This is a genomic window from Paenibacillus sp. XY044 (assembly GCF_002257645.1).
In the GTDB taxonomy this organism is placed as follows: domain Bacteria; phylum Bacillota; class Bacilli; order Paenibacillales; family Paenibacillaceae; genus Paenibacillus_AQ.
Genome location: NZ_NQMO01000006.1, coordinates 95597 through 109331 on the forward strand (window position 1 = coordinate 95597; position 13735 = coordinate 109331).

Below are 13735 nucleotides of genomic sequence, written 5' to 3' on the forward strand. Positions count from 1 at the left end.
TTCAAAACTCCACATGTATTCGCTGTGAACCCGCAAAATTCCTCTTAAACGGACCGGAATGATCCGTGTTTTCACGCCTTGAAAAATACTCAAAAATTAACCGTTGACAGGGGCCACCCCCGGTGATAACCTCAACCAGAGGAAAAAAGCCAACCTGCTATACGATATGTATGATTGATTAACGCGGCAGACCCTTGAGGGCCGTTTTTTCAAGACGTTATGTCCTTTGTGGACCCATAGATCCGCATACCTGGCAAGCCGACTCTTCTTTCCGAAGGGTTTTTTTCATTTATTATCCGCGGGCATGCTGCCAGATGCCTAATCCGACAAAAAGAAAGTGATCCCTTGTATCAGCTAAAGTTTAAGGCGAACACCGAGCGCCTGCTAGACAAACATCTTACCGGCGAATCGATCGATTACCGGCAGATCATCTCCCTGTTTATTCCGATCCTGATCGACCAGGCGTTTATTATATCGCTGAACATGGTCAACGCGGCTATGATCAGTTCAGCCGGCGTAGCCGCCATCAGTGCCGTCAATATGGTTGATTCGCTCAATATTTTTCTGGTCAGCGTCTTTATAGCCATGTCGACAGGCGGAACGGTCGTCGTCGCGCAGTATAAGGGCAACGGCAACGACCTGATGGTTTCCAAAGCGGCGTCAAGCACCGTCTCCGCCTGCGCGATCCTTGCGCTGGCCCTGAGCTTAATCCTGGTCTTGTTCCACCAACCGCTGCTAAGCGTGCTGTTCGGGGCGGCCTCGCCGGAAGTCATGGACAATGCCAAAGTATATTTGCTCGGAGGCGGCGTGTCTTTTGTGGGGATCGCCATTACTGAAGCGGTGTGCGGGGCGCTGCGCGGGATCGGCAAATCGCGGGCTTCGCTGATGCTGTCCTTGTTTATGAACCTGACTTACGTCGGGCTGAACTTGGTGTTTATCAACCTGCTGCACATGGGTGTGCTCGGCATGACGATCTCGATCAACATCGCCCGGTACCTGGCGGCCGCCTGCGCGCTGTACTTTCTGGTAAAAAGGGACACGGATCTGCATTTCCAGCTCCGGTCCATCGTTCAGGTAAACCTGACCATGCTCCGGAAAATTTTTAGCATCGGCATTCCGTTTGCCGCGGAGCAGATGTTCTTTAACGGTGGTAAAATGCTGACCCAAATCTTCATCGTCGGCCTCGGCACCTATGCTATCGCCACCAATGCGATCAGCGGGTCGCTGGCAGGCGTCTCCCAGATTCCGGCGAATGCTCTCTCGCTCACGCTGGTGACGGTGGTGGGGCAGTGCATCGGACGGAGAAATGTGGAGGACGCGCGCAAGTTCACCAAGACGTTCCTGTGGCTGGCGTCCTTTTCCTTTGTGCTGACGGGTGTGATCATGATGGCCTTGTTCCATCCGCTGGTCAGCCTGTTCCACCCGCCGAAGGAAATCGTCGGCGACATCTTCACGGTCCTGCTCATCAACTTGATCGCACAAGTGCCGCTGTGGGCCATCAGCTTCATTATGCCGTCGGCGCTGCGGGCCGCTGGGGACTCCAAGTTCACCTCGATGGTCTCCATGCTGTCGATGTGGCTGTTCCGGGTCATCCTGGGTTATGTGCTCGGTATTGTGCTGCATTGGGGAATCGTTGGCGTCTGGCTGGCGATGAACTGCGAGTGGGGCGTGCGCGGCACCGTCTTCCTGCTGCGCTTCCTGGGCAAGAAGTGGTATCAGCACCGCTTGATCGATTGAATATATACAATATCCATTCCGTATTTACGGTGACAAAAGGACTTTCCCCCAGGGAAAGTCCTTTTTTTGGTTAAGGCGGATACACCGCTATTCGTCCGCAATAATAAGCTTCGTTTGTGTCTTTTTAAACTTGGCGGCATAGCTGCGGTCCACCAGGTTGTCCGTCACGATCGCATCGATTTTGTCCAGCGGCGCGATCGCAATGGTGACGTCTTTGCCGAATTTGCTGCTGTCGGCGGCGACGAAAACTTCCTTGGACAGCTCGATCATTTTTTTACGCGTGGTCGCTTCCTCCAGGTTATAGTCGGAAATACCCCGCTCAGCCGTTATGCCGCTGCAGCAAATAAACGCCTTGAGGACGTTCAGCTCGTGAAAGTTGAAAATATACTCGAACGTTACGACCGACTGCTCGTCCTTACGGATTTTTCCCCCGATGATCATCAGCTCAATATCGGTGTTCATCAGCTCGGTAATGACCGGAATGGAGTTGGTAATCACCGTCAGCTTCTTTTTGTCCTTGATGTATTTGGCAATGTGGTACGTCGTCGAGCCGCTGTCGATGTATATGCAATCCCCGTCCTGAATGAATTCACAGCACTTCCGGGCGATTCTCTCCTTCTCTTCCAGCCGGTCGATCATCCGCTCATCCATGGAAGGCTCTCCATACTTGGGCTCGGCCAGCTTAATCCCGCCATAGATTTTGACGATTTTCCCCTGATTGGTCAGCACATTGATGTCCCTGCGCAGCGTATCCACAGAGATGTCCAGCTCTTCGGTCAATTCGTTGATCTTCAAAACCTCGCGGACAGTCAGAAGATCGATGATTTTCTTTTGTCGTTCTAATGGCAGCATGTTTTTCACCTGTAATCTATGACTTGAACAACTTTGGATCATTGCTGAATGTACCTCAAGTGTACCGACTGAGGCCCGGAACATCAATAGAAAAACTGCGGAATCAAAGCGTTGGGTTCCAAACATGATGCAGGATTAATTCATTACTTCCGCATAAATTGCTGTGCTATATCCCTGGTATTACTTCTAAAGTTAGTCATGATATATGAATAACATATGCATAATTTACGCCAACTTTACAAAACCCCCGATTTGGATTGACATTCGCTTTTTATACTGGGGTTGTGTTTATGGGAGGTGAGCCGTCTGCTCAAGCTGCAGCATATTCGTAAACAATTCGACGAAAAGATAGTTTTGGAAGACATCAGTCTCGAGATTGGCACGGGCGAAATCGTATCGCTCCTCGGTCCGAGCGGAAGCGGGAAGACGACCCTTCTCGGCATTATTCTTGGGTTAACCGATATGGATCAAGGAAAAATCCTGTTTCATGACACTGACATCAGCCGGGTGCCGATGAACAAGCGCGGTTTCAACATCGTGTTTCAGGATTACGCCCTGTTCCCGAATTTGAACGCTTACGACAATATCGTATACGGCCTTCGCAACAAGAAGGGGATGATCAGTAAGGAGGAGGTTCAGGAAACCATTGATTTTCTGGAGCTCGGACCCCATGTGAAGAAAAGAATCAGCGAGCTGTCCGGGGGGCAGAAGCAGCGGGTGGCTTTGGCCAGGACGCTGGTCACCAAGCCTAAAATCCTGCTGTTAGACGAGCCGCTCAGCGCCCTCGACGGGGTGATCAAGGAATCGATCAAGCAGCGGATCCAATCGATCGCAAGGGAGTTCAAGCTGACGACGATTATCGTGACCCATGATCCGGAAGAGGCACTGACCCTGTCGGATAAAATCCTGATCATCAACCAGGGCAAGATCGCCCAATACGGCACGCCGCAGGACATCATTCATCAGCCGGCGGATGCCTTCGTGGAACAGTTCATCATCCGGCAGCTGCGGATCAAACGGCAGAACATTTACCAGCTTTTTGGTGAAGCTCATGCATAAAGTCAAGCCTGAAATGCGGGTAATCTTCATCCTGATCGTGCTGCTGTTCGCCGTGTTTCTGTTCATCCCGTTGCTGGTGCTGCTGATTCGCTCCTTGGAAAATGATCAGGGCTTTACGCTCGCAAATTATATCGATATATGGAGCAACCGGGACCTGACCCGGTCCATTCTGAACAGCGTCAAAGTATCGGCGCTGACCGCGCTGATCTCGACGGCCCTTGGCTTTATTCTTGCGTATTCGATTCACTGTACCAACGTGTACAGGCCCATCAAGGGCACAATTAGAATCCTGGTCGCCCTCCCGATGCTTCTGCCCACGATAACCTACGGGTTCGCCATCATGTACTCCTTCGGCAACCAGGGGTTAATCACCCGGATCACGGGACGGAACTGGTTTGAAATATACGGATTCAACGGACTATTGCTCGGCTATGTCATTTACACCCTGCCGCCAGCCTTTCTGCTGATCCACAACGCGTTCCGCTACGTGGACCGGAAGTTCATCATCGTGTCCAGGTTAATGGGGGACGGCACGCTGCGCAGCTTCAAAAATACGGTGCTGCGGCCGCTGGCTGGAGCACTGGGCGGTGCGTTGATCCTGTCCTTTATTTTAAGCTTCACCGATTTCGGGATCCCGGCGTCGGTCGGCGGCACCTACGAGGTGGTGGCAGGGCAGCTGTATCAGGTGATGCTCGGCTCGATTCCGGATTTTAACCAGGGGGCGGTCGTTGCGGTCGTCATGCTGTTACCTGCGGTGTTCGGCATCTGGCTGCTTCAGGCGCTGGAGAAGCTCAATTTCCACGTCGACAAAATGGCTGATACCCCGCTGCCCAAACACCGCGTGCGGGATACGGGCTTCGGAATTCTCTCGATAGCTGTCGTACTCGGCATACTCTCCATATTTGCCGTCATGTTTATCGCGCCGTGGATGAACGGATACCCATACGATCTTACGTTTACCATCAAGCACGTGAAGAGCGTGCTGGGATCCGGCGATCTCACCGGTGTGTACAAGCATTCGCTGTGGGTTGCGCTGCTGACATCCGTCTTCGGCACGCTGGCTGCTTATGCAGCGGCGCTGCTCAATGTGCGCACGAAGCTGCGGTGGCGGGGAGTCACGGATACGATATCCATGGTCACCAACACGGTGCCGGGCATGGTGCTGGGCATTTCGTACCTGCTGTTTCTGAATGGCAGCAGCCTGAAGGGGACGTTTACGATTCTGGTCCTGTGCAACATCATTCATCTGTTCACGACACCGTATCTGATGGCGAAAAACGCCCTTTCCCGGATGAACCCCTCCTGGGAAACGACCGGGGAACTGCTCGGGGACAGCTGGCTGCGTACCGTCCGGCGGGTAGTCCTGCCGAATTCGGCCGCCACGGTGATCGAAATGTTCGGGTACTTCTTCGTCAACGCCATGGTGACGATCAGCGGCATCATCTTTCTGGTGTCGGCGCAGACGTCGGTGGTGGCGAGCAAAATCAAGGAACTGCAGCATTTCGCCAAGTTTAATGAGATTTTCGTGCTGTCCATGCTGATCTTCTTCACTAACCTGATCATCAAGGTGCTGTGCGAAATATTGCAGAGAAGAAGAACTGTGCAGCGGTGAGTCCGGGGTTTGCTCACCACCAGGGAGACTGCGACTTCGGTTAATGACACGATTTGAAATGTTTTCATCACATTTTCTCATGCGCCAAGCCCAGCGGAGCGGTCTCAGAAAGCACGCAAGCAAGCAAACAGCAAGCCAGCATTACCATCATTTCTTTTGAAGCGAGGGATTTAACCATGTCCAAGTCCAAAACGTTCAAAGGCCTTCTGCTCACCCTGCTCGCCATCAGCCTCGTCATCGCCATGGTCGGATGCAGCAGCAGCAAAGCGGAGGAATCCAAGAAGGTCGTCATCTATACCAACGGCGACGAAGAAGCGGTGACCGCGATGGAGGGCGCATTGAAAAATGCCGGCTACGACGGCAAATACGTGCTGCAGTCGCTCGGTACCTCGGAGCTCGGCGGGAAGCTGATGGCGGAGGGAAGCGATATCGAGGCCGATCTTATCACGATGAGCTCGTATTTTATCGACAGTTCGCAGAGCAAATACCACATGTACAAGGACCTGTCTTTTACCCCGAACGCCATGGATTCCTATCCGTCCTACTATACGCCGATCCTGGCCAATACCGGCTCGATCTTCGTCAATACCGAGGTGCTGAAGCAAAAAGGATTGGAGAAGCCGGTATCGATCAAGGATTTAACGAAGCCGGAATACAAAGGCCTGGTGTCGATCCCGAACATTATGGACTCCTCCACAGGCTGGCTGCTCGTGCAGGCCGTCATCACACAGTATGGGGAAGAGGAAGGCAAGCAGGTGCTGCACGACTTAATCGCGAACGTCGGCCCGCATCTGGAGAGCTCGGGCTCCGGCCCGATCAAGAAGGTCGAAGCAGGCGAAGTAGCCGCAGGCTTCGGGCTGCGCCACCAGGCGGTCAAAGCCAAGGCTTCGGGAGCACCGATCGATTATGTCGACCCGTCGGAAGGTAACTTCTCGTTGACCGAATCGATCGCGGTCGTCGATAAGAAGAACGCCACGACCGACCTCGCGATGAAAATGGCCGAGACGATCATCAAGGATGCACGCAAAGACCTGATCACGAACTATCCGGTCGCCCTCTACCAAGGCGAGACGGTGGAAGACGTCAACAAGCCGGCCAAATCGATGAAGTTCGCGAAGCCGCTGACGGTGGAGCTTCTCGAAGAGCACCAGATGTTTTTTAACGATGCCAAATAAAAAACGACGAAAACCCAAGAATGAACTCAATTTACGGCAGGGAGTGACTTATCTATGAATCATTACAAGCTGTTGACCCCGGGGCCATTGACTACGACCCATACGGTGAAGGAAGAAATGCTCCTGGACCGCTGCACCTGGGATGATGATTATAAATCAATCACACAGCGGATCCGGTCCCAATTGCTCGGCATCGCTGGCGCCGATCCCGCGAAATACACCGCTGTGCTGATGCAGGGCAGCGGCACGTTTGCGGTCGAATCGGTCATGACCTCGGCCATTTCCGACCAAGATAAGGTGCTGATCATCACGAACGGCGCCTACGGTGAGCGGATCGTCCAGATGGCACAGTATATCGGCTTGAACCATGCGGAATATCGCGTCGACTATGACCGGCATCCCGACGAATTGGAGCTTAGAGGCTTGCTTGAAGCCGATCCCGATATTACCCATATCGCGATGGTTCACTGCGAGACGACGACGGGCATATTGAACCCGCTCGAAACGGTAGCGGAGCTCTCCCAAGCCTATGGCAAAACACTGATCATCGACGCCATGAGCAGCTTCGGCGGCATCCCGATCGATGTCCCGTGCCTCGGAATCGACTATTTGATCAGCAGTGCCAATAAATGCATTCAGGGTGTCCCCGGCTTCGGGTTTGTCATTGCCAGGCTGGAGAAGCTGAAGGAATGCCAGGGCACGTCGCGCAGCCTGTCGCTTGATCTCTACGACCAGTGGAAGGGCATGGACAAAGAGGGCAAGTGGCGGTTTACCTCGCCTACCCATGTCGTAGCGGCCTTTGCCAAGGCGCTTGACGAGCTGGCGGAGGAAGGCGGCGTCCCGGTCCGGTTTGAACGCTACCGGCGGAACAACCAGCTGCTCCGCGACCGCCTGGCGGGCATCGGGCTGCGCGCCTATATCGATGATGCAAAGCAGTCGCCGATCATCACGACGTTTTTGTTCCCTGGCGGGCATTTCAGCTTTGCCGACTTTTACGCTTACGTGAAAGAAAGGGGCTTCGTGATCTACCCCGGCAAGTTAACGGACGTCGATACGTTCCGCATCGGCAACATCGGAGAGATTTATGAGGAGGACATCGAGCAGTTGTGCGGTATAATCGAGGAATATATGGGAGGGATGAAGCGATGAACCGGATCGAAGGCGTGATTTTGGATTGGGCCGGTACGGCCGTGGACTTTGGCTGCTTTGCGCCAGTCAACGTATTTGTCGATATTTTCAGCCAGGCCGGCATGGAAGTCACGATGGAGGAAGCTAGGGCCCCGATGGGAATGCTCAAGATCGATCACATCCGCGCCATGCTGTCCATGCCGAGAATTTCCGCGCTTTGGAAGGATAAGTATGGACGGGATTTCAGCGAAGAGGACGTGAACAGGCTGTACGCTGAGTTTGAGCCTGCGCTGATGGCCTCCCTGTCGGAATATACCGATCCGATTCCCGGCGTGATCGAGACGGTGGAAGCGCTGCGGGCGAACGGGCTGAAGATCGGCTCCACCACAGGGTATACGCGCTCCATGATGGACGTCGTCGCTAAGGGTGCACGGGAAAAGGGGTATTTTCCGGACCATCTCGTCACGCCGGACGAAACGGGATCTTATGGCAGACCGTACCCGTACATGATTTTTCGCAACATGGAGCACCTGAAGCTGTCCGCGTCCTGGAAGGTAGTCAAGGCCGGCGATACAGCCTCCGATATCCAGGAAGGCGTGCAGGCCGGCGTATGGTCGGTCGGCGTCGTCATCGGCAGCTCCGAGATGGGCTTGAGCCAGGAGGATTACGACCGCTTGTCCCCAGCCGAACGGGCCGAGGCGATGGAACGTACGAGACGGGCATTCCTGGCGAACGGGGCCGATTTTACGATCGATACGCTGGCCGAACTGCCGGCACTCATCGGAACGATCAACCATATGCTAGCTAAGGGCAAACGCCCGGGCCAAGCACAGCAGCTGCAGACCGCAGAGCTTTAATCGCATAGAATGCAGCCGTCATCCAACCGCGCTCCGGCGCGGTTTTTGTGTTGGCTTTGTTAAACCTCATGCAACTCTACAGTTGCTTATCATTGACATGCAACCCTGTGGTTGCTTATAATGGGTTTATGAATTGGGACAATGACGCTATATTCAAAGCTCTTGGCGACTCGACTCGGCGGCTTATGTTGGACGAACTGTCCGAGCGCAACGAGTTGACGTTGTATGAACTTACGGCACGCCTCATTATGAAGCATGAGCTCTCGATTTCGCGACAGGCGATCGCCAAACATCTTGCGGCATTGGAAGATGCAGGACTCGTTAAAACAGAAAAAAAGGGAAAATATCGCGTGATTATATTCAACAACGAGCCGCTAAAAAATTTGCTGAAAGGATGGGTAGAGTAATTTAAAGGTACCCGTTGTTACGAGAGCATCTACACCGCAAATTTCAAAGGAGGCAAAAAAGATGAAAATCGTTGTGACCAGTTTATTTGTACAAGACCAAGATCAGGCACTTAAGTTTTATTCGGAAAAGCTGGGGTTTGTTAAAAAGGAGGACGTTCCCGTCGGCGAATATAGGTGGATCACGGTTGTCTCTCCCGATGAGCAGGACGGTACCGAGCTCTTGCTCGAACCGAATGACCATCCTGCCGCCAAGGAGTATCAATCGAAAATATTTGCCGACGGCATCCCGGCGACCATGTTTGGCGTTGAGGATATTCATAAAGAGTATAAGCGGCTAATGGATAACGGTGTGAAGTTTACGATGGAGCCGACAACCATGGGCCATCTTACATTAGCCATCTTCGACGATACATGCGGCAACCTGATTCAGATTGTGCAAAAGTAACCTGCCTTATGGCGGGTACTGATCGCTTAACTTTGATGATAACCCTGTCCTATTGTAGGACGGGGTTATATTCGTTAACAGACCATTGAATTCGAACGTGATGGCTGCTGAATAAGCTCCCCTGCAATAATGTACTATCCGCTTACCGGCTCCGCACCCTATAATGCTAAAAAACGATGGTGTAAGGAGTATCCAACATGAACATTGCTTCTTTTTTGCTGTACTGTGTCATCGTTACTTTTACGCCGGGGCCATCGAATATCGTGATTTTGGCGGCGGTCCGGCAGGAGGGCTTCAGGCAGGCTGCCAAATATATTGCCGGGGCGTCTATCGCCTACTCTCTGCTGGTGGCTGCTTCGGTTGTCGTGAACCGCGAGCTGGTCACCGGGATGCCCGTCGTACTGACGGTGCTGCGGATCGCCGGAAGCCTGTTCATTCTGTACCTGGCTTACCAGATTTACCGCATGGACGTGTCCAAGGCGGCGGCAAAACAGACGGCGTCTTTTATGTCGGGGTTCTGGATGCAGTTATTAAACCCGAAGGTGGTGCTGTTCACCATTACCGTCATACCCATTTACGTCATGCCCTACTATTCATCAGGGTGGGTCTTGGCCCTGTTTGTGGGACTGGTTTCGCTGATCGGCGTTGCCGCCTATTTTTCCTGGGGGCTGTTCGGCACGCTGCTCAAGGGCATTCTGCAAAAATACCAAAAAATCTCGAATGCCGTTTTCGCTCTGCTTCTGGTATACTCGGCCATAATGGTATCCGGGATCACGGACATGGCAAGGGGGTGAGCATAGGATGGACCGGTTCGAATACAAGCAGTCGGCGGGCATTACGGCGCTCTCGGCGAGTTTTGCTGACTTTACGTACAAAAAACACTGCCACGAGGAGTATGCGCTCGGTGTCACCCTCCGCGGCGTTCAGCAGTACGACCTGGAAGGGAGCCTGCAGTCCTCCCACCGCAGCGGCGTGATGCTGTTTCATCCTGAGCAGACGCATGACGGCTGGTCGCAGGATCGTTCCGGCATCGATTATGTCATGCTCTACATTCATCCCGATCAGTTCCTGGAGGCACTGGGGAAAAAGGAGATACTTCGCTTCTCCGAGCCCATCGTGTACAATGCGGGGCTGCGGCGCAGCATTCTCGACCTGTCGGTTGCCGTCGCCGGCGGTAAATCCGAGGATATATGCAGCGAGCTGTTGTTTCGGGTTGCGGGCCACTTCTCGCAGGACATTTTGCGGCCGATGGACATCAAGGCGCCGTCGTTCACCCGCAAAGCCAAGGAGCGGATTCACGAGAACCTGGAGCATGTGCTTCGCCTGGACGAAATCAGCGGGGAGTTCGGGATGTCCAAATACCAGTTCATCCGGGCATTCAAAGCCAATACCGGGCTCTCGCCTTACCAGTACTTCCTGAACTGCCGCCTGGAGCGGGCCAGGCAGCTGATCGAAAAGCACCGGGATATTTACCTCGCGGTGAGCAGCTGCGGTTTTGTAGATTTGGCCCATTTGAACCGCCACTATAAGCATGTGTACGGCACGACGGCATTCGAATATTTGTCTTATTTGGAGGGGAAGCTCTGACTTCCGCACCAATCCGTTTCACAGCTCGTCATCCGAAAGGATGGCGGGTTTTTTTTCGTTACAGACGCTGGACCAATTGCGCCTGAACGACGCGACGGATCTTGTCCGCTCAGAGAGGCACCCTCCGTGACTTCCTCATGGAACCCACGATTCGAGCCGCGTCTTAAACGAAGAGGCTTCGGGAACAATGGATGGCATGAAGCGTTAAGAGGACAGTCATTCTGAAGACGAAGAGGAGTTCTGACATGATGAAAAAACAATGGCTTCTGCTCATTGGCGCGGCTATGCTGGTGCTGGGAGGGTGCCAAAACGATGACACCGCGTCGGAACCGGCATCCGTGAGCCCGTCGCATCACGAGCAGGCAGCGGATGATTCGGACTTGAGCACGGACCAGATGGACGAGATGCATCATTCCAGCTCCGGGGAAGTTCCCGAGGGGTTGAAAGAAGCAGCGAACCCGGCCTTCAAGGTGGGGAGCCAGGCGATCATCGAGGCTGGCCACATGAAAGGGATGAAGGGGGCCAAGGCCACCATCGTCGGTGCCTATGATACGACGGCCTATGCCGTCTCCTACACGCCGACGACCGGCGGTCCCACGGTGACGAACCACAAATGGGTCATCCACGAGGAGATCCAAAACGCCGGTGCCGAGCCGTTCAAGCCGGGGGACGAGGTTATTCTGGAAGCGGATCACATGCCGGGAATGAAGGGCGCCAAGGCGACCATTGATTCCGCCGAGAAAACGACGGTGTATATGGTGGATTATGTTCCAACGACGGGCGGCGATCCTGTCAAAAACCATCAATGGGTTACGGGAAGCGAGCTGTCGGCTGCCAAGTAAAAAGGGGATGTCCCATAAGTAAGTTTTATCTCACTCTGAGATCAGCTCACTTGCTAGAAAATGGCGGTGCAGGAGAGGCTACCCCTGTGCCGCTATCGCACATTTTTGGTTTATTGCTGCTTTCTTCAGCAGATTATGGGCAAGCGAAAGCCATCAGACCTTTAGAAAGCATTCACCAAGGTTAACATTTACGAGCATGTGTGGAATGAGGATGACTTTGGGGACGAGAGCACCGTCAGCGTGCACGTCAGCAACATCCGAGCCAAGCTGGCGAAGGAAAATCCCGACGAGGAATATATCCGTACCGTCTGGGGTATCGGCTTCAAAATGAGCGACGCGAACTTATGGTTTTCTTAAGACTTTCTTTACAGTCTGCTTAAGAGTTCCGTGACATAGTGGACAGATAAACCTATGTTAAGAGGAGAATCCGTCCATGACCATGAAAAAATCCGCTTTAATCTTTCTGCTCACTTTGGTTGTCGTTGCTCTGGCCTATATCGGGACGAACCGCTGGGTTCAATCCCATAAAACGATTCCGGTCACGCACGGCATCGCCACTGCATCCGGAGAAGCGGGCATTGATCCGGTATCCGTCGACGCATATATGACGGACAATTTAAAGAAGACTGGTTTGCCTGGGGCCGCCATCGGGATTGTCCAGGACGGGAAAGTCGTCTACACAGCCGCATACGGGAAAGGCTCGGACGGCCGAAAGCTAACCGGAGACACCCCGATGTATGTCGGGTCGGTGAGCAAATCATTTACCGCTCTGGCAGTCATGCAACTCGTCGACAAAGGGAAAATCGATCTGGATCGGCCGGTACAGGCGTATTTGCCTGATCTTGTCATGCGGGACGAGCGGTTTGAGCAAATTACCGTCAAGGAGCTGCTGAACCAGTCCTCCGGCCTTGCCGATAGCGGTTTCCCTGAGATGAGCCTGCCGCAGCCCCATACGTTAGACGATGAGATGCGGAGGCTGCAAAGCGCGGGTCTCGTCGCCGAGCCGGGGACTCAATGGAATTACCACAACCCCAACTACCATATTCTGGCCGAGCTTGTGGAGAAGACGAGCGGGAAGCCGTTCGATCAGTATTTGACTGAGCATATTTTCCGTCCGCTTGGCATGAACAACACGACGTCGATAGCATTTGCGGGAGAGTACGCCGATGTGCCCGACGGTCATACGATGGCGTACGGCGTTCCGGTACCGTTACCTGCGCTACCTAATTTTGTGGAGGGGAGCGGCGGTGTCATCAGTACCGCCAACGATATGGCCCGTTGGATCGCGTTCCAATTGAACGGGGACGGCGCCGCTGACGGAACGCCACTTGTGACATCGGCCAGCCTGGAGGCGATGCGGGTCCCTTCGGGCCCGGACCATGATTATGCCTTTGGTTGGGAACAGGATAAGCTGCCTGACGGGACGATACGGATCGAGCACGGCGGCACGTTATTCACGTACATGTCGGATGCGGCCTTCTATCCAGACGCGGGCGACGGCTTCGTCGTTTTGTTAAACAGCACGTCAGCGTTCGGAGTGGAGCAGCTATCGATCTTCAACGGATTGGACGCGATGGTGCGCCATCAGGCTCCGAAAACGGGGACTCCGATCGGTCTGTTAGCGGATACGGTGCTCGGCTGCTTGACGATCGCCGCTTTGTTTCTGAGTATACGTGGTGTTCGACGGGCAAAAGCTTGGGTGGAGCTGATGCGTACACGGCGGCTATTCGTCCCGATCGTGCGCAATTTGCCCTACATCCTGCTGATCCTGGTTGGCGTCTTCCTGCTCAAGCTGTTTGGCTTCCTCTTCGGAGGCCGGGACATTACATGGACGACGGCTCTTTACGGGTGGCCCGCCCTGGTATTTTGCTTCGAGACGGCGGCGCTTGGCAGCGTGGCTTTGCTGATCGCACGGACGTTGGCGGTCATCGGCGTTTTCAAGTCTTTGAGTATTCGGGAGCGAGCGTAACATGGATTATATATTACGAACGTTCGGCTTGACCAAGCGGTACGAAAACGCAAAGGCAGTTAGTG

13 protein-coding genes and 1 pseudogene are annotated in these 13735 nt (G+C 53.8%); 13 read left to right on the forward strand and 1 reads right to left on the reverse strand.

Features of this window, described 5'->3' with window-relative positions; all coding sequences use genetic code 11:
- Nucleotides 1–345 precede the first annotated feature (345 nt).
- Nucleotides 346–1737, forward strand: a complete 1392-nt coding sequence (locus CJP46_RS22910) for an MATE family efflux transporter (protein WP_094597956.1) — start codon at nucleotides 346–348, stop codon at nucleotides 1735–1737.
- Nucleotides 1738–1824: 87 nt separating this feature from the next.
- On the opposite strand, the gene CJP46_RS22915 is transcribed toward CJP46_RS22910, so the two are convergent.
- Nucleotides 1825–2589: a DeoR/GlpR family DNA-binding transcription regulator gene (locus CJP46_RS22915; RefSeq protein WP_094597957.1), complete on the reverse strand. Its 765-nt coding sequence runs from the start codon at nucleotides 2587–2589 to the stop codon at nucleotides 1825–1827.
- Nucleotides 2590–2895: 306 nt separating this feature from the next.
- Between CJP46_RS22915 and CJP46_RS22920 the strand changes: the two genes are divergently transcribed.
- The 12 genes and pseudogenes from CJP46_RS22920 to CJP46_RS22975 all read left to right on the forward strand — a co-directional run bounded on the left by CJP46_RS22920 (nucleotide 2896) and on the right by CJP46_RS22975 (nucleotide 13670).
- The gene (locus CJP46_RS22920; RefSeq protein ID WP_094598235.1) at nucleotides 2896–3648 is read left to right on the forward strand and encodes an ABC transporter ATP-binding protein; all 753 of its coding nucleotides are present in this window, start codon (nucleotides 2896–2898) and stop codon (nucleotides 3646–3648) included.
- On the forward strand, nucleotides 3641–5260 hold the full coding sequence (locus tag CJP46_RS22925; RefSeq protein ID WP_094597958.1) for an ABC transporter permease: 1620 nt from the start codon (nucleotides 3641–3643) through the stop codon (nucleotides 5258–5260). The genes CJP46_RS22920 and CJP46_RS22925 overlap by 8 nt, the downstream gene beginning before the upstream one ends.
- A 176-nt stretch (nucleotides 5261–5436) precedes the next feature.
- A complete protein-coding gene (locus CJP46_RS22930) occupies nucleotides 5437–6435 on the forward strand; it encodes an extracellular solute-binding protein (protein ID WP_094598236.1) in 999 nt (332 codons plus the stop codon).
- Nucleotides 6436–6489: 54 nt separating this feature from the next.
- Nucleotides 6490–7584, forward strand: coding sequence for a 2-aminoethylphosphonate--pyruvate transaminase (phnW, locus tag CJP46_RS22935; protein ID WP_094597959.1), 1095 nt, complete (start codon nucleotides 6490–6492; stop codon nucleotides 7582–7584).
- On the forward strand, nucleotides 7581–8420 hold the full coding sequence (gene phnX / locus CJP46_RS22940; protein WP_094597960.1) for a phosphonoacetaldehyde hydrolase: 840 nt from the start codon (nucleotides 7581–7583) through the stop codon (nucleotides 8418–8420). Before phnW ends, phnX begins: the two co-directional genes overlap by 4 nt.
- A 128-nt stretch (nucleotides 8421–8548) precedes the next feature.
- Nucleotides 8549–8827: an ArsR/SmtB family transcription factor gene (locus CJP46_RS22945; protein ID WP_094597961.1), complete on the forward strand. Its 279-nt coding sequence runs from the start codon at nucleotides 8549–8551 to the stop codon at nucleotides 8825–8827.
- 61 nt (nucleotides 8828–8888) lie between these two features.
- A complete protein-coding gene (locus CJP46_RS22950) occupies nucleotides 8889–9272 on the forward strand; it encodes a VOC family protein (protein ID WP_094597962.1) in 384 nt (127 codons plus the stop codon).
- Nucleotides 9273–9469: 197 nt separating this feature from the next.
- On the forward strand, nucleotides 9470–10066 hold the full coding sequence (locus CJP46_RS22955) for a LysE family translocator (protein ID WP_094597963.1): 597 nt from the start codon (nucleotides 9470–9472) through the stop codon (nucleotides 10064–10066).
- Between the two features lie 7 nt (nucleotides 10067–10073).
- Nucleotides 10074–10859: an AraC family transcriptional regulator gene (locus tag CJP46_RS22960; RefSeq protein ID WP_094597964.1), complete on the forward strand. Its 786-nt coding sequence runs from the start codon at nucleotides 10074–10076 to the stop codon at nucleotides 10857–10859.
- A 248-nt stretch (nucleotides 10860–11107) separates the two neighbouring features.
- Nucleotides 11108–11701 (forward strand): YdhK family protein, encoded by a 594-nt coding sequence (locus tag CJP46_RS22965; protein ID WP_094598237.1) that lies wholly within the window; start codon nucleotides 11108–11110, stop codon nucleotides 11699–11701.
- A 180-nt stretch (nucleotides 11702–11881) separates the two neighbouring features.
- Nucleotides 11882–12058: pseudogene (locus tag CJP46_RS22970) on the forward strand (winged helix-turn-helix domain-containing protein); the annotation flags it as partial.
- Between the two features lie 76 nt (nucleotides 12059–12134).
- Nucleotides 12135–13670: a serine hydrolase domain-containing protein gene (locus CJP46_RS22975; RefSeq protein WP_094597966.1), complete on the forward strand. Its 1536-nt coding sequence runs from the start codon at nucleotides 12135–12137 to the stop codon at nucleotides 13668–13670.
- Nucleotides 13671–13735: the final 65 nt, after the last annotated feature.

What these genes read in the sequence shown, in the direction of transcription:
- CJP46_RS22960 (WP_094597964.1), top strand. Translation starts at nt 10,074, where the DNA reads ATGGACCGGTTCGAATACAAGCAGTCGGCGGGCATTACGGCGCTCTCG.
- CJP46_RS22915 (WP_094597957.1), bottom strand. Translation starts at nt 2,589, where the DNA reads ATGCTGCCATTAGAACGACAAAAGAAAATCATCGATCTTCTGACTGTC.
- phnX (WP_094597960.1), top strand. Translation starts at nt 7,581, where the DNA reads ATGAACCGGATCGAAGGCGTGATTTTGGATTGGGCCGGTACGGCCGTG.
- CJP46_RS22950 (WP_094597962.1), top strand. Translation starts at nt 8,889, where the DNA reads ATGAAAATCGTTGTGACCAGTTTATTTGTACAAGACCAAGATCAGGCA.
- phnW (WP_094597959.1), top strand. Translation starts at nt 6,490, where the DNA reads ATGAATCATTACAAGCTGTTGACCCCGGGGCCATTGACTACGACCCAT.
- CJP46_RS22945 (WP_094597961.1), top strand. Translation starts at nt 8,549, where the DNA reads ATGAATTGGGACAATGACGCTATATTCAAAGCTCTTGGCGACTCGACT.
- CJP46_RS22975 (WP_094597966.1), top strand. Translation starts at nt 12,135, where the DNA reads ATGACCATGAAAAAATCCGCTTTAATCTTTCTGCTCACTTTGGTTGTC.
- CJP46_RS22930 (WP_094598236.1), top strand. Translation starts at nt 5,437, where the DNA reads ATGTCCAAGTCCAAAACGTTCAAAGGCCTTCTGCTCACCCTGCTCGCC.
- CJP46_RS22925 (WP_094597958.1), top strand. Translation starts at nt 3,641, where the DNA reads ATGCATAAAGTCAAGCCTGAAATGCGGGTAATCTTCATCCTGATCGTG.
- CJP46_RS22965 (WP_094598237.1), top strand. Translation starts at nt 11,108, where the DNA reads ATGAAAAAACAATGGCTTCTGCTCATTGGCGCGGCTATGCTGGTGCTG.
- CJP46_RS22955 (WP_094597963.1), top strand. Translation starts at nt 9,470, where the DNA reads ATGAACATTGCTTCTTTTTTGCTGTACTGTGTCATCGTTACTTTTACG.